Origin of the sequence: Streptomyces sp. NPDC088810 (assembly GCF_044750305.1) — a bacterium.
In the GTDB taxonomy this organism is placed as follows: Bacteria; Actinomycetota; Actinomycetes; order Streptomycetales; family Streptomycetaceae; genus Streptomyces.
In genome coordinates, this window is the sequence record NZ_JBIVJQ010000001.1 from 98,304 (window position 1) to 121,669 (window position 23,366).

20 protein-coding genes are annotated in these 23,366 nt (G+C 72.8%); 13 read left to right on the plus strand and 7 right to left on the minus strand.

Annotated elements, in window-relative coordinates:
- The first annotated feature begins 117 nt into the window (after nt 1–117).
- The 3 genes from ACIP4Y_RS00390 (at nt 118) to dapE (ending at nt 4,692) form a co-directional block, all read left to right on the plus strand.
- The gene (locus ACIP4Y_RS00390) at nt 118–1,926 is read left to right on the plus strand and encodes a DEAD/DEAH box helicase (protein WP_358637210.1); all 1,809 of its coding nucleotides are present in this window, start codon (nt 118–120) and stop codon (nt 1,924–1,926) included.
- Nucleotides 1,927–2,422: 496 nt separating this feature from the next.
- Entirely contained in the window at nt 2,423–3,064 is a 642-nt protein-coding gene (locus ACIP4Y_RS00395; protein ID WP_401385806.1) for an IclR family transcriptional regulator, read from the plus strand.
- Nucleotides 3,065–3,546: 482 nt separating this feature from the next.
- Nucleotides 3,547–4,692, plus strand: a complete 1,146-nt coding sequence (gene dapE, locus ACIP4Y_RS00400; RefSeq protein WP_401385809.1) for a succinyl-diaminopimelate desuccinylase — start codon at nt 3,547–3,549, stop codon at nt 4,690–4,692.
- Here the strand turns inward: dapE and ACIP4Y_RS00405 are convergent.
- Complete coding sequence (locus ACIP4Y_RS00405; protein ID WP_401385812.1) at nt 4,583–6,130, minus strand: PucR family transcriptional regulator; 1,548 nt, start codon at nt 6,128–6,130, stop codon at nt 4,583–4,585. The two genes, dapE and ACIP4Y_RS00405, sit on opposite strands and share 110 nt — an antisense overlap.
- A gap of 103 nt (nt 6,131–6,233) precedes the next feature.
- Here ACIP4Y_RS00405 and ACIP4Y_RS00410 point away from each other — a divergent pair, with 103 nt between their 5' ends.
- The 3 genes from ACIP4Y_RS00410 to ACIP4Y_RS00420 are packed head-to-tail and all read left to right on the plus strand — an operon-like array spanning nt 6,234 to nt 8,936.
- Nucleotides 6,234–6,983 carry a chorismate synthase gene (locus ACIP4Y_RS00410; protein WP_401385815.1) on the plus strand — a complete coding sequence of 250 codons (750 nt, stop codon included), beginning with the start codon at nt 6,234–6,236 and terminating at the stop codon, nt 6,981–6,983.
- A complete protein-coding gene (gene menC / locus ACIP4Y_RS00415; RefSeq protein ID WP_401385818.1) occupies nt 6,980–8,089 on the plus strand; it encodes an o-succinylbenzoate synthase in 1,110 nt (369 codons plus the stop codon). The genes ACIP4Y_RS00410 and menC overlap by 4 nt, the downstream gene beginning before the upstream one ends.
- A 55-nt stretch (nt 8,090–8,144) precedes the next feature.
- Nucleotides 8,145–8,936 (plus strand): S16 family serine protease, encoded by a 792-nt coding sequence (locus ACIP4Y_RS00420; protein WP_401385821.1) that lies wholly within the window; start codon nt 8,145–8,147, stop codon nt 8,934–8,936.
- 37 nt (nt 8,937–8,973) lie between these two features.
- On the opposite strand, the gene ACIP4Y_RS00425 is transcribed toward ACIP4Y_RS00420, so the two are convergent.
- A complete protein-coding gene (locus ACIP4Y_RS00425; protein ID WP_358637222.1) occupies nt 8,974–9,459 on the minus strand; it encodes an Lrp/AsnC family transcriptional regulator in 486 nt (161 codons plus the stop codon).
- Between the two features lie 126 nt (nt 9,460–9,585).
- Here ACIP4Y_RS00425 and hppD point away from each other — a divergent pair, with 126 nt between their 5' ends.
- Together hppD and ACIP4Y_RS00435 are read left to right on the plus strand one after the other, a co-directional pair.
- The gene (hppD, locus tag ACIP4Y_RS00430; protein ID WP_401385824.1) at nt 9,586–10,734 is read left to right on the plus strand and encodes a 4-hydroxyphenylpyruvate dioxygenase; all 1,149 of its coding nucleotides are present in this window, start codon (nt 9,586–9,588) and stop codon (nt 10,732–10,734) included.
- A gap of 35 nt (nt 10,735–10,769) precedes the next feature.
- Nucleotides 10,770–11,618 carry a Teichoic acid biosynthesis protein C (Precursor) gene (locus ACIP4Y_RS00435; protein ID WP_401385827.1) on the plus strand — a complete coding sequence of 283 codons (849 nt, stop codon included), beginning with the start codon at nt 10,770–10,772 and terminating at the stop codon, nt 11,616–11,618.
- Nucleotides 11,619–11,636: 18 nt separating this feature from the next.
- Here the strand turns inward: ACIP4Y_RS00435 and ACIP4Y_RS00440 are convergent, their stop codons facing one another.
- Complete coding sequence (locus ACIP4Y_RS00440; protein WP_401385830.1) at nt 11,637–13,121, minus strand: tetratricopeptide repeat protein; 1,485 nt, start codon at nt 13,119–13,121, stop codon at nt 11,637–11,639.
- Nucleotides 13,122–13,213: 92 nt separating this feature from the next.
- Here ACIP4Y_RS00440 and ACIP4Y_RS00445 point away from each other — a divergent pair, with 92 nt between their 5' ends.
- On the plus strand, nt 13,214–14,620 hold the full coding sequence (locus ACIP4Y_RS00445) for an FAD-binding oxidoreductase (RefSeq protein ID WP_401385833.1): 1,407 nt from the start codon (nt 13,214–13,216) through the stop codon (nt 14,618–14,620).
- A gap of 8 nt (nt 14,621–14,628) precedes the next feature.
- Here ACIP4Y_RS00445 and ACIP4Y_RS00450 read toward each other — a convergent pair whose 3' ends face one another.
- The gene (locus ACIP4Y_RS00450) at nt 14,629–15,042 is read right to left on the minus strand and encodes an SsgA family sporulation/cell division regulator (RefSeq protein WP_358637232.1); all 414 of its coding nucleotides are present in this window, start codon (nt 15,040–15,042) and stop codon (nt 14,629–14,631) included.
- Between the two features lie 235 nt (nt 15,043–15,277).
- Between ACIP4Y_RS00450 and ACIP4Y_RS00455 the strand changes: the two genes are divergently transcribed.
- A complete protein-coding gene (locus tag ACIP4Y_RS00455; protein WP_401385836.1) occupies nt 15,278–17,008 on the plus strand; it encodes an RDD family protein in 1,731 nt (576 codons plus the stop codon).
- Nucleotides 17,009–17,083: 75 nt separating this feature from the next.
- Entirely contained in the window at nt 17,084–17,776 is a 693-nt protein-coding gene (locus tag ACIP4Y_RS00460; protein ID WP_401385839.1) for an RDD family protein, read from the plus strand.
- 21 nt (nt 17,777–17,797) lie between these two features.
- Here the strand turns inward: ACIP4Y_RS00460 and ACIP4Y_RS00465 are convergent, their stop codons facing one another.
- A complete protein-coding gene (locus ACIP4Y_RS00465; RefSeq protein ID WP_401385842.1) occupies nt 17,798–18,034 on the minus strand; it encodes a hypothetical protein in 237 nt (78 codons plus the stop codon).
- A gap of 367 nt (nt 18,035–18,401) precedes the next feature.
- Between ACIP4Y_RS00465 and ACIP4Y_RS00470 the strand changes: the two genes are divergently transcribed.
- Together ACIP4Y_RS00470 and ACIP4Y_RS00475 are read left to right on the plus strand one after the other, a co-directional pair.
- Nucleotides 18,402–20,759 (plus strand): immune inhibitor A domain-containing protein, encoded by a 2,358-nt coding sequence (locus tag ACIP4Y_RS00470; protein WP_401385845.1) that lies wholly within the window; start codon nt 18,402–18,404, stop codon nt 20,757–20,759.
- A gap of 121 nt (nt 20,760–20,880) precedes the next feature.
- Nucleotides 20,881–21,201: a hypothetical protein gene (locus ACIP4Y_RS00475; RefSeq protein WP_401385848.1), complete on the plus strand. Its 321-nt coding sequence runs from the start codon at nt 20,881–20,883 to the stop codon at nt 21,199–21,201.
- A gap of 100 nt (nt 21,202–21,301) precedes the next feature.
- On the opposite strand, the gene ACIP4Y_RS00480 is transcribed toward ACIP4Y_RS00475, so the two are convergent.
- Complete coding sequence (locus tag ACIP4Y_RS00480; protein ID WP_358637244.1) at nt 21,302–21,895, minus strand: isochorismatase family protein; 594 nt, start codon at nt 21,893–21,895, stop codon at nt 21,302–21,304.
- Between the two features lie 95 nt (nt 21,896–21,990).
- Entirely contained in the window at nt 21,991–23,337 is a 1,347-nt protein-coding gene (locus ACIP4Y_RS00485; protein WP_401385852.1) for a nicotinate phosphoribosyltransferase, read from the minus strand.
- Nucleotides 23,338–23,366 lie beyond the last annotated feature (29 nt).

Below are 23,366 nucleotides of genomic sequence, written 5' to 3' on the forward strand. Positions count from 1 at the left end.
GCTGTGACGTGCCTCCCACCCGCGGGCGACCCGGCCTTGTTCGCGCGGTGACGGCACGGCGGCGCCGGTAGGGTGGCCCGGTTGTCATACGTAGCCGCCCTACCCCGCACGGAGACCGTGACTACCACCGCCGCTTCCGCAGCTTCCGCCGCTCACTCGCACCACCTCTCGCCCGCCTTCCCGGGCCGGGCCCCCTGGGGTACCGCCAGCAAGCTGCGTGCCTGGCAGCAGGGCGCGATGGAGAAGTACATCCAGGAGCAGCCACGTGACTTCCTCGCCGTCGCCACGCCCGGCGCCGGCAAGACGACCTTCGCCCTGACGCTGGCCTCCTGGCTGCTGCACCATCACGTCGTGCAGCAGGTCACCGTGGTCGCGCCCACCGAGCACCTGAAGAAGCAGTGGGCGGAGGCGGCCGCCCGGATAGGCATCAAGCTCGATCCCGAGTACAGCGCGGGGCCGCTCGGCCGGGAGTACGACGGGGTCGCCGTCACGTACGCCGGTGTGGGCGTGCGCCCGATGCTGCACCGCAACCGGGTCGAGCAGCGCAAGACCCTCGTCATCCTGGACGAGATCCACCACGCCGGTGACTCCAAGTCCTGGGGCGAGGCGTGTCTGGAGGCCTTCGAGCCGGCCACGCGGCGGCTCGCGCTGACCGGTACGCCGTTCCGGTCCGACACCAACCCCATCCCCTTCGTGACGTACGAGGAGGGGGCGGACGGGATCCGGCGGTCCGCGGCCGACTACACCTACGGCTACGGGTCCGCCCTGTCGGACGGGGTCGTCCGCCCTGTCATCTTCCTCTCCTACAGCGGCAACATGCGCTGGCGTACGAAGGCCGGTGACGAGGTCGCCGCGCGGCTCGGCGAGCCGATGACCAAGGACGCGATCAGCCAGGCCTGGCGTACGGCCCTCGACCCGCGGGGCGACTGGATGCCGAGCGTGCTGCGCGCCGCCGACCAGCGGCTGACCGAGGTCCGCAAGGCCATCCCGGACGCGGGTGCGCTCGTCATCGCCTCCGACCAGGACTCCGCGCGGGCGTACGCCAAGCTGATCCGGGAGATCACCGGTACGAAGGCGACGCTCGTGCTCTCCGACGACACCGGGGCGTCGAAGAGGATCGACGAGTTCAGCGCGAGCGACGACCGGTGGATGGTCGCGGTGCGGATGGTGTCCGAGGGTGTCGACGTACCGCGGCTGGCGGTCGGGGTGTACGCCACGACCATCTCGACGCCCCTCTTCTTCGCGCAGGCCGTCGGGCGTTTCGTACGGTCCCGGCGGCGGGGCGAGACCGCGTCCGTGTTCCTGCCGACCGTGCCGGACCTGCTGACCTTCGCCAACGAGATGGAGAAGGAGCGGGACCACGCCCTCGACAAGCCGAAGAAGGAGGGCGAGGAGGACCCGTACGCCGAATCCGAGAAGGAGATGGAGGAGGCGAACAAGGAGCAGGACGAGGACACCGGCGAGCAGGACATGCTGCCGTTCGAAGCGCTGGAGTCCGACGCGGTGTTCGACCGGGTGCTGTACGACGGCGCCGAGTTCGGTATGCAGGCGCATCCCGGGAGCGAGGAGGAGCAGGACTACCTCGGCATCCCCGGGCTGCTGGAGCCGGAGCAGGTGCAGTTGCTGCTGCAGAAGCGGCAGGCACGGCAGATCGCGCACAGCCGGAAGAAGCCGGACAGCGAGGCGGATCTGCTGGAGCTGCCGGCCGAGCGGCGGCCGGTGGTCAGCCACAAGGAGATGATGGAGCTGCGGAAGCGGCTCAACACGCTGGTCAGCGCGTACGTCCACCAGAGCGGCAAGCCGCACGGGGTGATCCACACCGAGCTGCGGCGGGTGTGCGGGGGCCCGCCGAGTGCGGAGGCCACGGCGGGGCAGTTGCGGCAGCGCATTGCCAAGGTGCAGGAGTGGGCTACCCGCATGCGGTGACACTCCGCTGGGTTCGGCGGTTCTTTCCCACCCGCCCACCCGTCTCGGTAGGCCAAGAGCCGACCGCCACGGGGCTCCGCCCCGGACCCCGGCTGCGGGTGAGCGCGGGTGGGTGGTGAGGCGGCTCGGTCAGCCGAGAGGTCGGGCGGTCGGCAATGGTCGCGGGGTCCCGTCCCGGGGCCCGTTCTGCGAACGTGTTTGCTCCGATTCGGTCCCCTGTGCCGTGTGCGTATCCGGACGAATGCAGGCAGGCCGGATCCGGTCTTGCCCGGATTCTGGACGAAGACTTCCGCTCAGCGAACCGGCTTCGCTACTGTCCCGCTACGCACACGCCCCGTGGCAGCGCCGCCGCGGAGCGCAGCCGTGAAGCGACTCGGCCCGGGAGCCGCCGGGCCGTCCTGCCGATCGGCGGCCTCTGAAGCGCGTCGCCGACGGGACTCGGTGACGCATCTTTCGCTCAGGGGTTGCCGACCTCACCGCCGAAGGAGTGGGCGTCGTGACCGCGGAGACCTCTCAGACGCTCGACCGGGGACTACGTGTCCTCAAACTGCTGGCCGACACGGACCACGGGCTGACCGTCACCGAGTTGTCCACCAAGCTGGGCGTCAACCGGACCGTGGTGTACCGGTTGCTCGCCACGCTGGAACAGCACGCGCTCGTACGACGTGACCTGGGCGGGCGAGCCCGGGTCGGGCTCGGGGTGCTGCGGCTCGGGCGGCAGGTGCATCCGCTGGTGCGCGAGGCCGCGCTGCCCGCGTTGCGGTCGCTGGCCGAGGACATCGGGGCCACCGCGCATCTGACGCTGGTGGACGGGTCCGAGGCGTTGGCCGTCGCGGTCGTCGAGCCGACGTGGACGGACTATCACGTGGCCTATCGGGCCGGCTTCCGGCATCCGCTGGACCGGGGTGCGGCGGGCAAGGCGATCCTCTCCGCGCGGCAGTCGCCGTCGGCCGATCCCGGGTACACCCTCACGCACGGCGAGCTGGAGGCCGGGGCGAGCGGAGCCGCCGCACCCCTGGTCGGCGTCACGGGCGTGGAGGGCAGCGTGGGCGTGGTGATGCTGGCGGACGCCGTACCCGAGCGGGTCGGGGCGCGGGTGGTGGAGGCGGCCAGGGAGGTCGCGGAAGCACTCCGCTGAGACCGGACGGCGGCTGAAAGGGGCGCGCTGCGCGAGCGGCTGTGGCGCACCCGCACCCGCGGGGCGACGGCTAGGCCTCTTTGGTCGACGCGCTGCGAGCGGCTGCGGCGGACCCGCTCCCGCGGCGCGAGGGCTAGGCCTCTTTGGTCGACGCGCTGCGAGCGGCTGTGGCGGACCCGCACCCGCGGCGCGAGGGCTAGGCCTCTTTGGTCGACGCGCTGCGAGCGGCTGCGGCGGACCCGCACCCGCGGCGCGAGGGCTAGGCCTCTTTGGTCGACGCGCCGCGAGCAGCTGTGGCGCACCCGCACCCGCGGGGCGACGGCCGCCCTCTTGGCCCACGCGCCAACCCCACCCGCCGGCCTTTGGCGGATCCGTACACCACGAGGTCTTCCCTCCTCCGCATCATCGAGGGGCCCGGCATGCTGTGCAGCCCTCCACGGCATCCGGCACTCCCAGCTCGCCCAGCCCCAGGAAGACCCCGCATGAGCGCCCTCGATCCCACCGCCGACGTCGTCACCCTCACCCGCGCCCTCGTCGACCTGCCCTCCGAGAGCGGCGAGGAGGAGCTGATCGCCGACGCCGTGGAAGAGGCTCTGCGCCTCCTGCCGCATCTCGCCGTGGACCGGGTCGGCAACTCCGTCATCGCCCGTACCGGTCTCGGACGCGGGGAACGCGTCCTGATCGCCGGGCACCTGGACACCGTGCCGGCCGCCGGGAACCTGCCCTCCCGGCTCGCCGACGGGCGGGTCCACGGGCTCGGCGCCTGTGACATGAAGGGCGGGGTGGCGGTCGCGCTGCGGCTCGCGGCCACCGTGCCGGAACCGGTGCGCGACGTCACCTACGTCTTCTACGAGTGCGAGGAGGTGGAGGGGGAGCGCAACGGGCTCGGCCGGATCGCCGCCGCCCGGCCGGGGCTCCTGGAGGAGGCCGGTCTCGCGATCCTCATGGAGCCCTCGGACGCCGGTGTCGAGGCCGGCTGCCAGGGCATCCTCACCGCCGACATCGTGGTCGGGGGCGCCCGCGCGCACACCGCCCGCGCCTGGCAGGGCACCAACGCCGCGCACAAGGCGGGGCAGGTGCTGCAGCGGCTCGACGCGCACGTCCCGCAGCGGGTCGTGATCGACGGGCTGGAGTTCCGGGAGGGGCTGAGCGCGGTGGCCGTACGCGCCGGGGTCGCCGGGAACGTCGTACCGGACGAGTGCGTCGTCACCGTCAACTGCCGTTTTGCGCCGAGCCGTTCGGCGGAGGAGGCGGAGGCGTACGTGCGCGGGCTGTTCCCGGAGTACGAGGTGCGGGTCACCGAGGTGGCCGGCGGCGCGCTGCCGCACCTGGACCGGGTGGGCGCCCTCGTCACCGCCCTCGGGGCCGAGCCCCGGGCCAAGCTGGGCTGGACCGACGTGGCCCGGTTCGCGGCGCTGGGGGTGCCCGCGCTCAACTACGGCCCCGGCGACCCCTCGTTGGCGCACACGGCGGGGGAGTACGTCCCCGTGCCACACCTTCGGCGGTGCGAGGAGCGGCTCAGGGAGTGGCTGCGCCGATCCCCGCCAGCGTCCGCAACTGCAGCCACAGCACCAGCCGTTCGTCGGGGTCGTCCAGGTCGACCCGGGCGTGCTGCTGGAGCTGCCTGAGCCGGTAGCGGCAGGTGTTGGGGTGGACGGCCAGCAGCCTGGCCGCGCCCGCCATGTCGCAGCCCGCGTCGAACCAGCAGACCAGGGTGCGGGCGTACTCGGTGCCGTGCCCGGCGTCGTACGCCAGCACCCGCCGCCAGGCGCCCGCGTTCAACTCGCGCTGCTCCGCCATCACTTCGGCCAGCCGCAGCAGTGTCACCCGGGCCCGCACCTCGTCCACCGCGGCCACCGGCAGCTCCGTGGCCGGCAGCCGCAGCACCAGGTCGGCGTCCGCCCGCGAGTCCGCGAGCCCCTCCGCGCCCGGCACCACCTCGCCCAGCGCGGCCCGCACCGGCACCCGCAACGCCTGCCCGGCCCGCGCCACGATGTCCTCGGCGAGCTTCCGGTGCCGCTCGCCGGGGCCCGGCAGCACCGCGTACACCACCCCGTCCAGCAGCACGCACGCGTGCCGGCCGTAGCGGGCCTCGCACTGCAGGCGTACGACGTCCAGCAGGCGCAGCGCGGTGCGTTCGGCGTCCGGGACGCTCGCGGCGGAGTCCAGGACGAAGGCCGCCACCCGGGCCGGGCCCGCGACACCGAGCCGCTCGGCGGCCGTCGGCGCGTCCGCCGTGCCGTCCAGCAGGCGGCGCAGCAGGTCGCTGTTGCGGTGCCGGGCCAGTTCGCGCGCCGCCCGGGCCCGGAGCAGCAGCAGGGCGGCCGTGGAGGCGCCCTGGGCGAGGGTGTCCTCGGCGTCCGGGGCGAGCGAGCCCGCGTCGACCACCCACACCGAGCCGAGCGTCTCGCCGCCGGCCCGCACCGGCATCGCCAGCCGGGGCAGGCCCGAGCCGGACAGCGCGGGCAGCCGGACCGGCCGGTCGGCGGCGAACAGCCGACGGTACTGCTCGGTGTTCTCCGGGCTGGCCGGCACCTGGAGCCCGAGGATGCCCTGCCGCCGGTCCTCGTCCACCGGCTGCCCGGGGACGGTCGAGTAGGCGAGGATCCGCTGCCGGGGGTCCTCGACGGCGGTGGCCCCGCCGGTCGCCGCCGCGATCGCGTCGGCCAGCGCGAACAGGTCGCCGAGCCCGGTGTCGGAGGAGGCGGCGGGCCGGGCGCCGATGGCGGAGGCCAGCAGCAGGTGCGCCTGGTGCCAGGCCGCGTCCTCGGCGACCGACAGCAGCGCGATGCCGTGCGCCCGCGCCTCCTCGACCGGCCCGTCGGCGCCCCGCACCACGACCCCGGCCAGCTCCGCCTCCGCCGCCGCCCGCACCAGCGGCCCCGCCTCCGCCGCCCGGACCCCGACCGCCAGCAGCAGCGCGCCGGGCAGCCGGGGGAGCGGGGCGTGGCCGTCGTACAGCACCGCCTCGGTGACCGGCACGGCCCGGCCCGCCGGGGCGGTGTGCAGGCGCAGGGCGGGGCCGCCGACGACGTCCAGGAGGTCGCCGAGGGTGCACGTGTCCATGAGGGTCCTCGCGGGGCGGCTTGGCTGATGCTGCAACGAACGTACGCACCTGTTGGCCGCTCGCACAACACACGCCGGGCGGGGGAATCCCAGACTCGGTCCCATGACAGCAGGCACCACCATCCGTACCGTCCACGACGTCGCCGGGCTCGCGGCCGTCGCGGACCACTTCAGCGACGTCTGGCGGACGCCCCGCTCCGCCCCGCCGTACCCGGCCGAGGTCCTGCACAGCCTGGTGCACGCCGGCGGCGCTGTGCACGCCGTGTTCGCCGGGCAGCGGCTCGCCGGGGCGGCCGTCGCCGTCCTCGGCCCGGACCGGAGCACGTACTCGCTGGTGGCCGCCGCCGAGCGCGGTCTCGGACCCGCGCTGAAGCGGGCGCAGCGCGACTGGGCCCGCGCCCTCGGCGCCCGCACCATGCGCTGGACCTTCGACCCGCTGGTCGGCCGCAACGCCCGCTTCAACCTGGTCAAGCTGGGGGCCGTCGGCACGGAGTACCTGATCGACTTCTACGGCCCGATGACCGACGGCGTGAACGGCGGCGACGAGAGCGACCGGCTGACGGTGACCTGGGACCTGGCGGAGCCGGGACCGTCGTACGACGTCCGGCCCGAGGGGGAGGTCGTGCGCTCCGCGCCCGACGGCGGCCCGCTCGCCCGGCGCACCGGCCGGCACCTGTGGTGCCGGGTGCCCGAGGACGTCGTCGCGCTGCGCGCCGGCGATCCCGCGCTGGCGCTGCGCTGGCGGCGCGCGGTGCGCGAGGTCCTCGTGAACGCCTTCGCGGAAGGGTTCCGGGCCACCGGGATGTCCCGCGACGGCTGGTACACCCTCACCGCGACGGAGGCGGCCGCGTGAAGCTGGAGCGCGTCGAGATCGTGCACGTGGCGATCCCGCTGGTCACCCCGTTCCGTACGTCCTTCGGGACCATGACGGCCAAGGACACCTTCCTGCTGCGCGTCGTCACCGACGGTGCCGAGGGCTGGTCGGAGTTCGCCGCCGACCCCGAGCCGCTGTACTGCTCGGAGTTCGTCGCCGGCGCCGAGATCGTGCTGCGCGACTTCCTGCTGCCCCGCGTGGCCGCGCTGCCGCACCTCACCACGGCCGCGCTGGCCCCGGCCATGGCGAAGACCAAGGGCCACGAACTGGCGAAGGCGGCCCTGGAGACGGCCGTCCTGGACGCCGAGCTGCGCTCCTACGGCATGCCGCTCGCCGCCTACCTGGGCGCGGTACGGGACCGGGTGCCCGCCGGGGTCTCCGTCGGCATCAAGGACTCGGTGTCCGAGCTGCTGGACGACGTCGAGCGCTACCTCGCCGAGGGGTACGTCCGCATCAAGCTGAAGATCGAGCCCGGCTGGGACGTGGAGCCCGTCCGGGCGGTCCGCGAGCGCTTCGGCGACGGCCTGCCCCTCCAGGTCGACGCCAACACCGCCTACACCCTCGCCGACGCCGAGCACCTGCGGCGGCTGGACGCGTTCGGGCTGCTGCTCATCGAGGAGCCGCTGGAGGAGGACAACCTGCACGCCCACGCCCTCCTCCAGCAGCGCCTGGCCACCCCCGTGTGCCTGGACGAGTCCCTGCACCACGCGCGCGACACCGCGTCCGCGATCGCGATGGGCGCCTGCCGGGTGGTGAACGTCAAGCCCGCCCGGGTCGGCGGCTACCTGGAGGCCCGCCGGGTCCACGACGTCGCCCACGCGCACGGCGTGCCGGTGTGGTGCGGCGGCATGCTGGAGACCGGCATCGGACGGGCGCCGAACCTCGCCCTGGCCGCGCTGCCCGGCTTCGCCCTGCCCGGGGACACCTCGGCGTCCAGCCGCTACTTCGCCGAGGACCTCACCGAGCCGTTCGTCCTGCGGGACGGCCACCTGCCCGTCCCGACCGGCCCCGGCATCGGCGTCGAGCCCCGGCCGGACGCCCTGCGCCGGTTCACCCGCGAGCGGCGGGACCTGTACACGGCGTAGGAGGCACCCTGTCCAGGGCACGAGGGGCACCTGGCGGTCACGTTAGATTGATCCCGTGCTCTCACGTCTCACACGCCCCCAGGCCCTCGCCGTCTGTGCGCTGCCCGTCGTGGCCCTGCTGGCCACGGCGGTGTTCGCGCCGCTGCCGTTCTCGGTGGCGCAGCCCGGCATGACGGCGAACGTGCTCGGCGAGAACAAGGGCACCCCGGTGATCACCGTCTCCGGCGCGGCGACCCGCAACACCAGCGGGCAGCTGCGGATGACCACCATCGAGGCGACCGGCCCCGACACCCGCGTCTCCCTCGGTGACGTGCTCGGCAACTGGTTCCGCACCGACCGGGCCGTCATGCCGCACGACGCGGTCTACCCGAGCGGCGACACCGTCAAGGAGATCGAGAAGCACAACGAGGCACAGATGCAGCAGTCCCAGGACGCGGCGACCCAGGCGGCGCTGAAGTACCTCGGGCTGAGCACCGGCAAGGTCAAGGTCACGCTGAAGCTCGCCGACGTCGGCGGGCCCAGCGCGGGACTGCTGTTCACCCTGGGGATCATCGACAAGCTCGACGGCGACGGCAGCGGCGGCGACCTCACGGGGGGCCGCACCATCGCCGGGACGGGCACGATCGACGCCACCGGCAAGGTCGGCGCGGTCGGCGGGGTGGCCCTGAAGACCCAGGCCGCGCGCCGGGACGGGGCCACCGTCTTCCTGGTGCCGAAGGCGGAGTGCGCCGATGCCGAGGCCGAGCTGCCGAAGGGGCTGCGGCTCGTTCCGGTGACCACCCTCAAGGGCGCGGTCGACTCCCTGGTGGCACTGGAGAAGGGCAAGGGCCCGGTCCCCAGCTGCTAGGTGTATCGATCACCCGGCCCGACCCGAACGGCAGGCCCTACACCGCACCCGGGCGCCGGTCCTCCGCGGCCTGTTCCACCAGCGGGATGATCCGCAGCGGGACGGGGTTCTCCATGACGATCGCCGTGGAGGCCCGGACGATGCCGTCGAAACCGACGACCCGGTCGATCACCCGCTGGAGATCGGCGTTCGAGCGGGCCACCAGCCGGCACAGCATGTCCCCGCTGCCCGTGGTGGTCAGCAGCTCCAGCACCTCCGGCACGGTCGCCAAGTAGGCCCGTACGTCGGCTCCCTTGCCCTGCCGGATCTGCAGGGTGGCGAACGCGGTGACCGGGTAGCCGAGGGCCGCGGGGTCCACCTGCGGACCGAAGCCGCGGATGACACCGTTCGACTGGAGCCGGTCCAGGCGCGCCTGCACCGTGCCCCGGGCGACACCCAGCCGCCGGGACATCTCCAGCACCCCGATGCGCGGTTCCTCGGCCAGCAGCACGATGATCCGCCCGTCCAGATGATCGATCGCCACGGGACCCCCTGAGATGGTTGGTCATCCTGTACAGAACGACCGACGATACGGCCGTATCGCTGGTCAGATTGCCCAGCGATGAAGCGAACTATTGCGCACCTTGCAGAGCAGAGCCACCCTTCCGCTATGACGCAGACCACACAGCACACTCCCGACACGACCGCCCGGCAGGACGACCCCTTCCCGGTCAAGGGAATGGACGCGGTCGTCTTCGCCGTGGGCAACGCCAAGCAGGCGGCGCACTACTACTCCACCGCCTTCGGCATGCGGCTGGTTGCCTACTCCGGACCGGAGAACGGCAGTCGCGAGACCGCCAGTTACGTGCTCGAGAACGGCTCCGCCCGCTTCGTGTTCACCTCGGTGATCAAGCCGAGCAGCACCTGGGGCCACTTCCTCGCCCAGCACGTGGCCGAGCACGGCGACGGCGTCATCGACCTGGCCATCGAGGTCCCCGACGCCCGCCGCGCGTACGCCTACGCGATCGAGCACGGCGCGCGCAGCGTCGCCGAGCCGTACGAGATGAAGGACGAGCACGGCACGGTCGTCCTCGCCGCGATCGCCACCTACGGCGAGACCCGCCACACCCTGGTCGAGCGCACCGGCTACGACGGCCCCTACCTGCCCGGCTACACCGCCGCCCGGCCGATCGTCGAGCCGCCCGCCCAGCGCACCTTCCAGGCCGTCGACCACTGCGTCGGCAACGTCGAACTCGGCCGGATGAACGAGTGGGTCGCCTTCTACAACAAGGTCATGGGCTTCACGAACATGAAGGAGTTCGTGGGCGACGACATCGCCACCGAGTACAGCGCGCTGATGTCGAAGGTGGTCGCGGACGGCACCCTCAAGGTCAAGTTCCCGATCAACGAGCCCGCCATCGCCAAGAAGAAGTCCCAGATCGACGAGTACCTGGAGTTCTACGGCGGCGCGGGCGTCCAGCACATCGCGCTCAACACCAACGACATCGTGCAGACGGTGCGCACCATGCGCGCGGCCGGCGTCGAGTTCCTCGACACCCCCGACTCGTACTACGACACCCTCGGCGAGTGGGTCGGCGACACCCGCGTGCCGATCGAGACCCTGCGCGAGCTGAAGATCCTCGCCGACCGCGACGAGGACGGCTACCTGCTGCAGATCTTCACCAAGCCGGTCCAGGACCGGCCGACCGTGTTCTTCGAACTCATCGAGCGGCACGGTTCGATGGGCTTCGGCAAGGGCAACTTCAAGGCACTGTTCGAGGCGATCGAACGCGAGCAGGCCAAGCGGGGCAACCTGTAGCCGACGGTCCCCCGCCGGACATCCGAGGGGGGACCGTGGCGGAACGCATCGACCTCGCCGCGCCGGCCGTCCGCTGGCTGCGGGAGAAGGGCACCCTGCGCGAACCCACGGTCCTCCAGTCCTTCGCCTTCGACGAGGTCCACCACCACCTCTACGTCCTCCAGCTCACCCCGGGCGGCCGGGCCGCCGGCGACCTGTGCCTCAACCGCCTGGACCTGACGGGCAGACGCCTCGGCCACATGTACCTCAAGGGCTTCGGGCACGGTGTGGGCATGGGCGTCCAGCACGGCGCCGACGGCACGGTGTGGATCTGGACCGAGACGGACGCCGTGGACGGCTACGGCCGGGGCGTCACCCGGTTCCGGTTCGCGGCCGGAGCCACCCGCACCCCCGAGGACGTCAAGGTCCGCCACCCCGTCGAGGGCTCCCGCACCAACCAGCCCGCGGTCTGCCCGGCCACCGGCCGCATCGCCGTCCGCTACCGCCTGGGGAACACCCCCCGGTACCGCGTCTGGGACCTGGCCGCCTTCACCGCCCGCGACTACGCATCCCCGCTGGCCGACCTCCCCCAGACCGGCGCCCACCCCGACCCCGGCGTCCCCTTCCAGGGCTTCGCCCTGCACGGCGACCACCTCTACCAGCTCGCGGGCTCCGCCTACGACCCGCGCACCAACCCGCCCGCCGGCCATGGCGACACCCACCTGTCCTGCCTGGACATCCGCACCGGCGAACTCCTCGCCCGGCACCGCACCGAGGCCGCGTACTCCCTCGACCACCGCGAACCGGAGGGCCTGGCCGTCCGCACCGCGGGCACCCCGCGCCTGTACATCGGGTTCGCGTCCGGGGCGGAGGGCGCGCGGAAGTTCTCGGTCTACTACAAGTGACCCTCCGCGAGTGACCCCTCAGGACTCGGGCGGCTCGTCGGCCGGCGGCTCGCCCAGCGTCCGCAGCGCCTCCCGGGCCACCGGCACGCCGAGCGGCGAGAAGTACGGATTGATCCGCAGCGCCTCCTCCAGGTACCGCCGCGCGGGCCCGTACCGCTCCAGCTCCGCCTCGATCACCCCCCGGTGGAAGGCGTACGGCGCACTGCGCACCCCGCCGCCCTTCGCCTCGTCCGTCGCGGCGGTCGCGTAAGGAAGCGCCTCCTGGTCCTCACCGGCCCGGTGCAGCGCCCAGCCCAGCGCGTCGGCCACCTCGATCCCCGGCTGCCGCCGCCACTCCTCCTCCAGCCGCTCCACGGCGTCCCACGGATCCCCGTGGTCCGCCTCGAACCGCCCGATCAGCAGCTCCTCGTCGACCCCGCCCGCCACCGACTGCCGTACCGCCGCCTTCAGCCGCGCGTACTGCTCCTCGGCGGGCCGGGGCTGCCCCAGCGACTCGTACAGCTCGCCCAGCTCCATCAGGACCTCGGGGTCCGGCTGCTTCGCGACGGCGGCCCGGTACGCGGCCAGCGCCTGCGCCGTACGCCCCAGCGCGGCCAGCGTCCGCGCCCGCCCGGCCGGCGCCGCCCGCTGGTCGGGGTCGAGCCGCAGTGCCGCCTCGAAGTGCCGCAGCGCGTCCGGCAGATCCCCGCGCTCCCACGCCAGCTGTCCCAGCCCGGCCAGCCAGGCGGCCTGCTCGGCCGGGGTGCGGGCGGCGGCCGCCGCGTCGGTCAGCTGGGCCACCGCGTCCTCACGCCAGCCCCGGTCCCGGTACACCGCCGCGGCCCGCGCCATCACCGCCGGCCGCTCCGCCGGACCGGTGCGCAGCTCCATCAGCTTGTCCAGGGCGGCGCGGGCCTTGGTGTAGTCGCCGAGCCCGTTGTAGGCGTCGATCAGCGGCGGATACGCCGACCACCGCTTCGGCGTCGCCTTCAGGGCCTGCTCGCCGTACCGTTTCGCCGCCGGGAAGTCCCGGCGCGCCAGCGCCAGCGCGGTCAGCCCGTCCAGCGCCTCGGTGTTCTTGGTGCCGCGGACGTCCAGCGAGGTCCGCAGCGCCCGCTCGGCCCGCGGATAGTCCGCCGCGTCACCCGCCCGGCGCCCCCGCGCCACATACGCCGAGCCCAGCACCGCCCACGCCCGGGCGTCCCGCGGCTGCGCCCGCACCCGCTGCTCCTGCCGCCCGATCAGCGCCGTCAGCCCGGGCAGCGCGGCCGGCACCCCGTACGTCACCGTCGTCAGCGCCTGCGCCTGCGCCTGCGCCTGCGTCTGCGGCTGTGCCCGCGGGCCGGCGGCGGGCGGCGGGGCCGGCCGGTGCGGCCGGGGCTCCTCGGGCAGCAGCACCAGCGCCGAGCCGACGACGACACCGCCCGCCAGCGCGGCGACCAGCACCCGGCGCAGCACCCGCCGGGACCGGCGCGGCGGCGGCTCCGGGATCAGGGACGTACCCACGCACTGTCGGTTGTCCATGGCGCTCACTGTGCGTCAATACGACGAGCACATCCGGGTGGCCCAAGGACGGCACGGGTGGGGTTCACACCGATGGCCGCGAGTGCCACGCTGTGATCATGAGCCGTATCGAAGCACCGCGCGACGAGCACACGGGGAACCTCACCGACCGGCTCCTGGCCGGCCTGCCGCCCGAGGCGGTCCTCACCGACCCCGACGTCACGGCCTCCTACGCCAACGACATGGCGAGCTTCTGCCCCGCGGGCAGCCCCGCCGTCGTCGTCCTGCCGCGCACCGTCGAGCAGGTCCAGCACGTCATGCGCACCGCCACCGAGCTGCGCGTACCCGTCGTCCCGCAGGGTGCCCGCACCGGCCTGTCCGGTGGCGCCAACGCCACCGACGGCTGCATCGTGCTGTCCCTCACCAAGATGGACCGCATCCTGGAGATCAGCCCCGTCGACCGGATCGCCGTGGTGGAACCGGGCGTGGTCAACGCGGCCCTCTCCCGCGCGGTCGAGGAACACGGCCTGTACTACCCGCCGGACCCCTCCAGCTGGGAGACGTGCACCATCGGCGGCAACATCGGGACGGCCTCCGGCGGCCTGTGCTGCGTCAAGTACGGCGTGACCGCCGAGTACGTCCTCGGCCTGGACGTCGTCCTCGCCGACGGCCGCCTGATGTCCACCGGCCGCCGCACCGCGAAGGGCGTCGCGGGCTACGACCTCACCCGGCTCTTCGTCGGCTCCGAGGGCTCACTGGGCATCGTCGTCCGGGCCGTCCTGGCGCTGAAGCCCAAGCCGCCCGAGCAGCTCGTGCTGGCCGCCGAGTTCCCCTCCGCGGCCGCCGCCTGCGACGCCGTCTGCCGCATCATGGCGGGCGGTCACGTCCCCTCCCTCCTCGAACTGATGGACCGTACGACGGTCAAGGCGGTCAACGACCTCGCCCACATGGGACTGCCCGAGACCACCGAGGCCCTGCTGCTGGCCGCCTTCGACACCCCGGACCCCGTCGCCGACCTCGCCGCCGTCGGCGCCCTGTGCGAGGCCGCCGGCGCCACCCAGGTCGTGCCCGCCGAGGACGCCACCGAGTCCGAGATGCTGCTGCAGGCCCGGCGGCTGTCGCTGACCGCGCTGGAGGCGGCCAAGGGCACCACGATGATCGACGACGTGTGCGTGCCCCGCTCCCGGCTCGGCGCCCTGCTGGAGGGCGTGGAGCGGATCGCCGCCAAGTACGACCTCACGATCGGCGTCTGCGCCCACGCGGGCGACGGCAACACGCACCCCACGGTCTGCTTCGACGCCCGCGACCCCGAGGAGTCCCGGCGGGCCCGCGAGTCCTTCGACGAGATCATGGCCCTCGGCCTGGAGCTGGGCGGCACCATCACCGGCGAACACGGCGTCGGCGTGCTGAAGAAGGAGTGGCTGGCCCGCGAGATCGGCCCGGTCGGGGTGGAGATGCAGCGGGCGGTGAAGCAGGTCTTCGACCCGCTGGGCATCCTCAACCCCGGCAAGCTCTTCTGACGCCGGGCTCACTGGGCGAGCAGGTGGTCGAGCGCGTCGTCGATGCCCAGCTGCCCGCCCTCCGTGCCCGGCGGCACCACCCGCAGCGTCCGCTCCAGCCAGGCCGACACCTGCGGGACCGGTGCCTCCAGCAGCGCGTCGCCGTCCGGTGAACTGAGCGCCATCAGCACGACGCTCCGGCCGTCCGCCTTCGTCGGCCACACCCGCACGTCCCCGTGCCCGCACGGCCGGAACACCCCCTCCACCAGCAGGTCGCGCGCGAACGTCCAGTTGACGGGGTGCTCGGAGGTGATGTGGAAGGCGATGTGGACGGCGTACGGGTCGTCGGAGCGGTAACGGAGCCGGGCGGGAACCGGGACGCTCCGCTCCGGGGACAGGATGAGCCTCAGCTCCAGCTCGCGCTCCACCACGGTGTGCTGCATGACCTGCGTTTCCTTTCTGTCCGGGGCCGTTCGGACCGGGCCCGCACCGGGGGAGAGGGGGCAGGGGCCGGGGCATTACGCGGGTTCGGGGAAATCTTTTTCGCGGACCCGTGAGAGTCCGGTACGGCATTGCCCGGAAAGGGGTGGGTCCCGCCGGACTGGCGCTGTGGGCTGCCGCGGTCTGATAGATGTGGAGGCCCCCATCCCACCCCCGAGCAGATACGGGACGACGGACATGAGCGCCCCAACCCCGGCCCCAGGCGACGACCGGCCCCGCGAGGGCTACTACCCGGACCCGTCCATTCCCGGCTACGTCCGGTACTGGAACGGCGCCTCCTGGGTGCCCGGCACCAGCCGCCCGGCGCCGAAGGACGGCGAACCGCTCACCCCACCGCCGGGCGCCCGCCCGGCACTCCCCGCCGTAGAGGAGACGGGCCCCCACTTCTTCGACGAGGACCCACTCGACGTGCCCCAGCAGGGCGGCACGGGTGTGTCCGGTGCCGCCGGTCAGCCGGGTGCTGTGGGCCGGCCCGACGCCGCTGGCCAGGGCGCTGGGGGGCAGGGCGGCCCGGGCGCGCAGTGGGTTCAGGCGGGCCGGGGCGCGCAGGGCGCGCACTGGGGTGAGCCGGGCGTGCCGGGACAGGTGGATCGCGCGGGCCAGGCGGGGCAGGCTGCGCAGGCCGGTCAGGTGGCGCAGGGTGCGCAGTGGAGCCAGTCAGCGCAATCGGCTCAGCCGGGACTGCCGGGTCAGTCCGGCGGACCCGCGCAGTGGGGCGGCTCCGGTCAGCCGGGCCGGACCGCTCAGCCCGGTCAATCCGCGCAGGGTGCCCAGTCGGCCGGGTTCGGCGGTGATGCCGGACGCGGGGGTGCCTGGGGTGCCGATCCGCGGGTGCCGGCCGACTCCTCGGGCGGGCCCGACGGCCGTGCCACCGCCCGTACCGACGGCGCCGCGACGATCCCCCCGGCGGAGGACGACGCCCCGGACCCCGGCACCTTCATCTTCCGCCGCCCGATCCCCGGCCCGGCGGCGGCCCGCACCGACGACGGCACGATGACGTTCCGCCCGGTACCGTCCGGCACCCCCGGTCCCTCTGCCGCTCCCGCCCCCTCCGGCACCCCCGGCCCGGCCCCCGCCCCCGCCCCCGAAAGCGGTTCCCCCGGCTTCGGCGCGCAGGGACCCGTCGGTGCGCCCGCCGGCTCCGGGTTCGGCGCAGGGAAGGCGGCCGCGGCCCGGGCCGCCGGTGACCAGGCGCCTCCCGCCCAGGGGGCCCAGGCGCCGCAGCCCGCCCCCGCGGTGCCGCAGCAGGCCGGTCCCGGGCAGGCTGCCGCTTCCGGGACGCCGCTGGCCAGCGGTGCCGGTGGCGGGCAGGCCTCCTGGGCGCAGCAGGTGCACCAGCTGGCCGGAGGCGGGGACGAGCAGCCGGTCGCGCCGTGGAAGCCGCCGGTGGAGGACCTCTTCCAGGCCGCCGCCCGCCGGCAGGCCTCCGCCCGCCCGGCCGGACTCGGCAAGCGGCTGGCGGCGCGGCTGATCGACCTGCTGGCCGTGGGCGCGCTGACCTCCGCCGCCGCGGTCCCGCTCGGGATGCGGGCCGTGGACCACGTCCAGCAGAAGATCGACGCGGCCCGGCTGTCCGGCCGCGAGGTCACCGTCTGGCTGCTCGACGGCACGACCGGCACCAGCCTCGGCATCGTCCTGGCCGTGCTGCTCCTGGCCGGCGTCCTGTACGAGGTGCTGCCCACCGTGAAGTGGGGCCGCACCCTCGGCAAGAAGCTGTGCGGTCTGGAGGTGCGGGACATCGAGGGGCACGAGCCGCCGACGTTCGGCCCGGCGCTGCGCCGCTGGCTGGTCCTGAGCGTGCCGGTCCTGCTGGTGGTCGGGATCGTGGGCGTGCTGTGGTGCCTGTTCGACCGGCCCTGGCGCCAGGGCTGGCACGACAAGGCGGCCCACACCTTCGTCGCGGGCTGACGTCGGCGCAGGGGCCGTACTCCGTACGGCCGCTCGCCGGATGCGGGACCGGGATCTTCGGGGTCCACTCGGGCCATGAGCAGCGAACCGCCCCCCGGCTCCGGAGAGCAGCCCCCCGAGGACGACCCCTTCAGGAAGCGGCCCCCCACGGACCAGGGTTCGGGCTCGCCGTACGACGCCCCGTACGGCGGCGCCCAGCAGCCCCCATCCCACGGCGGCGGCCAGCCACCCCCCTACGGCGGCGGCCCGTACGGCGGCTCCCCCTACGGCGGCGGCCCGGGCGGCCCCTACGGCGGCTACCCCGCCGACCCGCTGGCCGGCATGCCCCCGCTCGCCGACAGCGGCAAGCGGACGCTCGCGCGGATCATCGACATGATCCTGGTCGGCATCGTCGTATGGCTGCTCACCTGGGTGTTCGGAGTGCGCGAGTACACGGTCGACAGCGACCGCGTCGAGGTCGGCAGATCCGTCGCCCAGTCCGTCATCGCGGCCGTGCTCTACGTCGCCTACGACACCTTCATGATCAGCAGGTCGGGGCAGACCCTGGGCAAGAAGTGGCTCGGCATGCGCGTGGCCAACCTGGAGGACGGCGCCACCCCCACCCTCCGGTCCGCGCTGCTCCGCGCCCTGGTGCTGTGGCTGCCGTTCGCCTTCTGCTGTGCCTGCATCTGGACGGTCGTCTCGGGCGGCTGGAGCTTCTTCGACAAGCCTTACAAACAGGGTCTGCACGACAAAGCGGCCAAGACGGTGGTGGTCAGCACCGGTTGAGCGAGACGCCGAGGGGTGCCGTCACAGGGTCGTGGGAACCCGCTCCTCGTCCGCCACGGGCTCGGCGGACGGCTGCGCCGTGCCCGTCCCGGGGGAGGGGACCGTCAGGGCGACCAGCAGGCCCAGCCCGAGTGCCGAGAGGGCGATGACGGCGATCCCTGGGCCCGAACTCGTCTGCGACAGCAGCAGCATGGCGAGCGTCGAGAAGATCACGGTGCAGGAACCGTAGGCGAGCTGTGCGGGGGTCGGACGAGGCATGGCAATCGTGTCCTCGGCAGTGTTCGGACGTTCGGGGCGTGCCGTTCGACTCTCTTGGCCTGCATGCCCGAACGGGACGCCCGGTAAGCGTGACCTAACCCACGGTACCGGTGCACGGGGGGCGCACGGAGTCACCCGTCCCGCCAAACGGACGTTCCCCTGCGCCGGTTGGCAGGTCGACACGTGTCCGTAAAGCGGACGTCGGCTCCGCATAGTGCACTTGTCCTGCTCAAGTCAAGGGCTGTCTTTTCTTCTAAACCTCTAGTCAAATGTCGTCACTTGATTACACGCGTTGATCGTGCGCGCACGGATTCCTCCATGACCCGGAACCCCCTGTCCGTGTGCGCGGCGCGGGGGAGGAACTCAAGTGACCAGCAGATCCTGGACGTTCAGAGCGGCCGCGATCGGCGTGACGCTCGCGGCGGCCTCCGCCACGTTCGCCACCTTCGCCGTAGCGGAGGCGGGCACCCAGGCCGGGACCGCCGCCGCCAACCGGCACGACCCGGCCCCGGTCAAGCAGCAGAAGCACGACCTGGACGGCCCGCTGAGCAAGACCCAGGACGCCCAGCGCGAAGAGGCCCTGAACCAGCTCATAGCCGGCAAGGCCACCGCGCAGGAGCGCAACGGCTCCAAGGTCGTCAAGCTCAAGAGCCGCAAGGGCCAGAGCAAGTACGTCGAGCTGAGCCGCGAGAAGACCGACAAGATCTTCACGATCCTGGTGGAGTTCGGGAACCAGACGGACCCCAAGTTCGGCGGCACGCCCGGCCCGCTGCACAACAAGATCGCCGCGCCGGACCGCAAGAAGGACAACTCCACGGCCTGGCAGAAGGACTACAACAAGAAGCACTACCAGGACCTCTACTTCGGCACCGGCAAGAAGACCGAGTCGCTGAAGAAGTACTACGAGAAGCAGTCCTCGGGCCGCTACTCGGTCGCCGGTGAGGTCACCGACTGGGTCAAGGTCCCGTACAACGAGGCCCGTTACGGCAACAACGCCTGCGGCCAGACCAACTGCCCGAGCGTGTGGAACGTCGTCAGCGACGGTCTGAGCGCCTGGGTCGCCCAGCAGAAGAAGGCCGGCCGGACCGACGCCGACATCAAGGCGGACCTGGCCAAGTACGACCAGTGGGACCGCTACGACTTCGACGGCGACGGCAACTTCAACGAGCCGGACGGTTACGTCGACCACTTCCAGATCGTGCACGCCGGTGAGGACGAGTCCGCCGGCGGCGGCGCCCAGGGCAAGGACGCGATCTGGGCCCACCGCTGGTACGCCTTCGGCACCGACGCCGGTGCCACCGGCCCCCAGAACAACAAGCTCGGCGGCACGCAGGTCGGCAGCACCGGCATCTGGGTCGGCGACTACACCATCCAGCCGGAGAACGGCGGCCTGGGCGTCTTCGCCCACGAGTACGGCCACGACCTCGGCCTGCCGGACGAGTACGACACCGCCGGCGGCGACAACTCCACCGGCTTCTGGACCCTGATGTCCTCCGGTTCCTGGCTCGGCACCGGCAAGGAGTCCATCGGCGACCTGCCGGGCGACATGAACGCCTGGGACAAGCTGCAGCTGGGCTGGCTGAACTACGACACCGCCAAGGCCGGCAAGCAGTCCACGCACAAGCTGGGCGTCGCCGAGTACAACACCTGGGACAAGCAGGCCCTCGTGGTGACCCTGCCGGACAAGGCGGTCACCACCACCATCACCGAGCCGGCGCAGGGCTCGACCCAGTGGTGGAGCGGCAGCGGCAACGACCTGAAGAACACGCTGACCCGCTCCGTGGACCTGACCGGCAAGTCCTCGGCGAACCTCTCCCTGGACGGCTGGTGGGCCACCGAGGAGGGCTACGACTACGTCTACACCGAGGTGTCGACCGACGGCGGCGCCAACTGGACCGCCCTGGACGGCACGGCGGACGGCCAGGCCCTGCCGAAGGACGCCAGCGGCAAGCCGGCGCTGAGCGGCTTCTCGCAGACGCACAAGAAGCTGTCGTTCCCGCTCGACGCCTACGCGGGCAAGAAGATCGACATCCGCTTCCGCTACGCCACCGACGGCGGTGTCGCGGAGAACGGCTTCACGGCCGACGAGATCACCGTGACCGCCGACGGCACCCCGCTGTTCTCGGACAACGCCGAGACCGCGGACGCCGGTTGGACCGCGGCGGGCTTCTCCCGCATCGGCGCGTCCTTCACCAAGGACTACAAGCAGTACTACCTCGCCGAGAACCGCCAGTACGTGTCGTACGACAAGACCCTCAAGGTCGGCCCGTACAACTTCGGCTTCGCGTCGCGTCCGGACTGGGTGGAGCACTACCCGTACCAGAACGGCCTGCTGATCTGGAAGTGGGACACCTCCCAGGCGGACGACAACACGAACGAGACCAACGGCCACCCGGGCACCGGTCTCATCCTGCCGGTCGACTCGCACTGGAAGGCGCTGAAGTGGGCCGACGGCACGCTGCTGCGCAACCGCATCCAGGCGTACGACTCCCCGTTCAGCCTGTACGGCACGGACGGCATCACGCTGCACAAGGCGGATGTCGCGCTCAAGATCAAGGGCTCGAAGGGTGTCCCGGTCTTCAACGACCACACCAGCACCTACTACGACCCGTCGAACCCGACGGGCGGGGTGAAGGTCACTGACACCAACACCAAGATCGTGATCGTCAAGGAGGCCAAGGACGGCTCCACGATGCAGATCAAGGTCGGCCCCGCGGTGAAGTAGTCGGCATCATCGCAGGTCACAGGCGTACCGGCGGCAGCCCCTTGGCGGGCTGCCGCCGGTCGTGTTTAGGTGCGTCCTGTGGACCGCTTATTGACACCTACCGAAACGGGGATGTGACCGCATGGCCGCTGGAGGCTTCTGCAAGCTGCCGAACGGCACCGTGGTGGTGGCGCTGAACCTGCCCTACGGCTCCGCCGGGGTGCGGGTGCTGGTGCACGCCCAGAACCGGGCCCGGGCCCTGACCAGGCTCCGGAACCTGGGGCTGCGGGCGATCTACCTCCGGGGCAACGCCGAGCCGCCCACCCCGGACGAGATCACGGCGGTGCTGCACCATCCCGACGGCCTGATATGGCGCACGGCCCCGGCCGACAACGGTGTCACCGTGAACGAGCTGTGGCACCCGATCCGGGCCCTGCTGCGGCGCCCGACGCCCCAGGCCTGACCGGACCCCGACGTGATCGAGCGGCCGTGCCCGAGGGGGTACGGCCGCTCGATGCGGATTCCTCGCCGCCATGCAGGGCTGGGCGCAGGAGCCACCCCGGTCAGGAGGAGACGACCGGCTTTCCCGTCAGCTCCACACCGGCCCGGCGCAGCTCCTCCAGGGCCCGCTCGGTGGTCTCGCCCGCCACCCCGGCCGTCAGGTCCAGGAGGACCTGCGTGCGGAAGCCCTCTCGCGCGGCGTCCAGGGCGGTGGCCCGTACGCAGTGGTCCGTGGCGATGCCGACCACGTCCACCTCGGTGATCTCGCGCGCGCGGAGCCAGTCGGCCAGGGGGACGCCGTTCTCGTCGGTGCCCTCGAAGCCGCTGTAGGCCGCCGAGTACGCGCCCTTGTCGAACACCGCGTCCACCGCGCCGGAGGCGACCGCGGGGGCGAAGTTCGGGTGGAAGCCCACGCCCTCCGTGCCCGCGACGCAGTGCGCGGGCCAGGAGCGGACGTAGTCGGGGTTGTCCGCGAAGTGGCCGCCGGGCGCGATGTGGTGATCGCGGGTGGCCACCACGTGCCGGTACCCGGTGCCCGCCGCCTGGCCGATCAGCTCGGTGATGGCGGCGGCCACGTCGGCACCGCCGGCCACCGCGAGGCTGCCCCCCTCGCAGAAGTCGTTCTGCACGTCTACGACGATCAAGGCGCGGCGCATGGTGGGTGTCCTTCGACTGAGAGTGAAGTAACTGAGCCTAGAGACTTCCGGGCCCGTGCGGGAGGGGGCGTTCGAGGGCGGACGGCGGTCCCGCTCTAGCTACCCGAGCGCCCGTGCACGTACTCCGTCGGAATGACGGGTTCCCCCCTGGACAGCTGCGTAGCGGAGAGCGGCAGGTTCGCGCGGGCCGCGATGTGCCGGTCCCGGGGCACGTCCAGCGGTTCCCGGGCGACCACCTCGCCGCCCTTGACCAGCTGCACCAGCAGCTGCCGGTCGGCCAGCCCGGCCGGGACCGGCCCGGTGCCGACGACCTCGGCCTCCGCGACACCGTCCGCGTCCAGCCGCCGCGCGGCCCACTTGCGCCCGCCGACGGAGGCCTTGCCGCCGCTGGACTTCTTCGCGACCGGCACCAGCGGCGCCTTCGGGTCGGCGGACTCGGCGCGCGCGACCAGCTTGTAGACCATGGAGGAGGTCGGGTGCCCGGACCCGGTCACCAGCTGCGTGCCGACGCCGTACGCGTCCACGGGCGCGGCGGCCAGCGAGGCGATGGCGTACTCGTCCAGGTCGGAGGTCACGATGATCTTCGTATCGGTCGCGCCCAGCTCGTCCAGCTGCTGCCGCACCCGGTGCGCCACGAGCAGCAGGTCGCCGGAGTCGATGCGGACCGCGCCCAGTTCGGTGCCGGCCACGTCCACCGCGGTGCGGACGGCCTCGGTGACGTCGTAGGTGTCCACGAGCAGGGTGGTCCCGCGGCCGAGGGTGTCCACCTGGGCCTGGAAGGCGTCCCGCTCGCGGTCGTGCAGCAGGGTGAAGGCGTGCGCCGAGGTGCCGACGGTGGGGATGCCGTAGCGGAAGCCGGCCGCCAGGTCGGAGGTGGTCGCGAAGCCGCCGACGTAGGCGGCGCGGGCGGCGGCCACCGCCGACAGCTCGTGGGTGCGGCGGGCGCCCATCTCGATCAGCGGGCGGTCACCGGCGGCGGAGGCCATCCGGGAGGCGGCCGCGGCGATCGCGGAGTCGTGGTTGAGGATGGACAGGATCACCGTCTCCAGCAGGACGCACTCGGCGAAACTGCCCTCGACGCGCATGATCGGCGAGCCCGGGAAGTACACCTCGCCCTCGGGGTAGCCCCAGATGTCGCCGCTGAAGCGGTAGTCGGCGAGCCACTTCAGGGTCTCCTCGTCGACGATCTGCCGCTCGCGCAGGAAGCCGAGCACGCCGGAGTCGAAGCGGAAGTTCTCCACCGCGTCCAGGACGCGGCCGGTGCCGGCCACCACGCCGTAGCGGCGCCCGTCCGGCAGCCGTCGGGTGAAGACCTCGAACACGCTCCGCCGTTCGGCCGTACCGGCCTTCAGGGCGGCGCGCAGCATCGTCAGCTCGTACTGGTCCGTGAAGAGCGCTGTCGAGGGGACGTCCACCGGCAGCCCAAGGTCCGCTGTGTTCATGACGAGGAATCGTACTCCCTTTTCGTCGG

Coding starts and splice junctions, on each gene's coding strand:
- dapE (WP_401385809.1), top strand. CDS start 3,547: ATGAGCGCCCTCGATCCCACCGCCGACGTCGTCACCCTCACCCGCGCC.
- hppD (WP_401385824.1), top strand. CDS start 9,586: ATGACGCAGACCACACAGCACACTCCCGACACGACCGCCCGGCAGGAC.
- ACIP4Y_RS00465 (WP_401385842.1), bottom strand. CDS start 18,034: ATGCCTCGTCCGACCCCCGCACAGCTCGCCTACGGTTCCTGCACCGTG.
- ACIP4Y_RS00410 (WP_401385815.1), top strand. CDS start 6,234: ATGACAGCAGGCACCACCATCCGTACCGTCCACGACGTCGCCGGGCTC.
- ACIP4Y_RS00485 (WP_401385852.1), bottom strand. CDS start 23,337: ATGAACACAGCGGACCTTGGGCTGCCGGTGGACGTCCCCTCGACAGCG.
- ACIP4Y_RS00405 (WP_401385812.1), bottom strand. CDS start 6,130: ATGGACACGTGCACCCTCGGCGACCTCCTGGACGTCGTCGGCGGCCCC.
- ACIP4Y_RS00455 (WP_401385836.1), top strand. CDS start 15,278: ATGAGCGCCCCAACCCCGGCCCCAGGCGACGACCGGCCCCGCGAGGGC.
- ACIP4Y_RS00450 (WP_358637232.1), bottom strand. CDS start 15,042: ATGCAGCACACCGTGGTGGAGCGCGAGCTGGAGCTGAGGCTCATCCTG.
- ACIP4Y_RS00475 (WP_401385848.1), top strand. CDS start 20,881: ATGGCCGCTGGAGGCTTCTGCAAGCTGCCGAACGGCACCGTGGTGGTG.
- ACIP4Y_RS00480 (WP_358637244.1), bottom strand. CDS start 21,895: ATGCGCCGCGCCTTGATCGTCGTAGACGTGCAGAACGACTTCTGCGAG.
- ACIP4Y_RS00460 (WP_401385839.1), top strand. CDS start 17,084: ATGAGCAGCGAACCGCCCCCCGGCTCCGGAGAGCAGCCCCCCGAGGAC.
- ACIP4Y_RS00440 (WP_401385830.1), bottom strand. CDS start 13,121: ATGGACAACCGACAGTGCGTGGGTACGTCCCTGATCCCGGAGCCGCCG.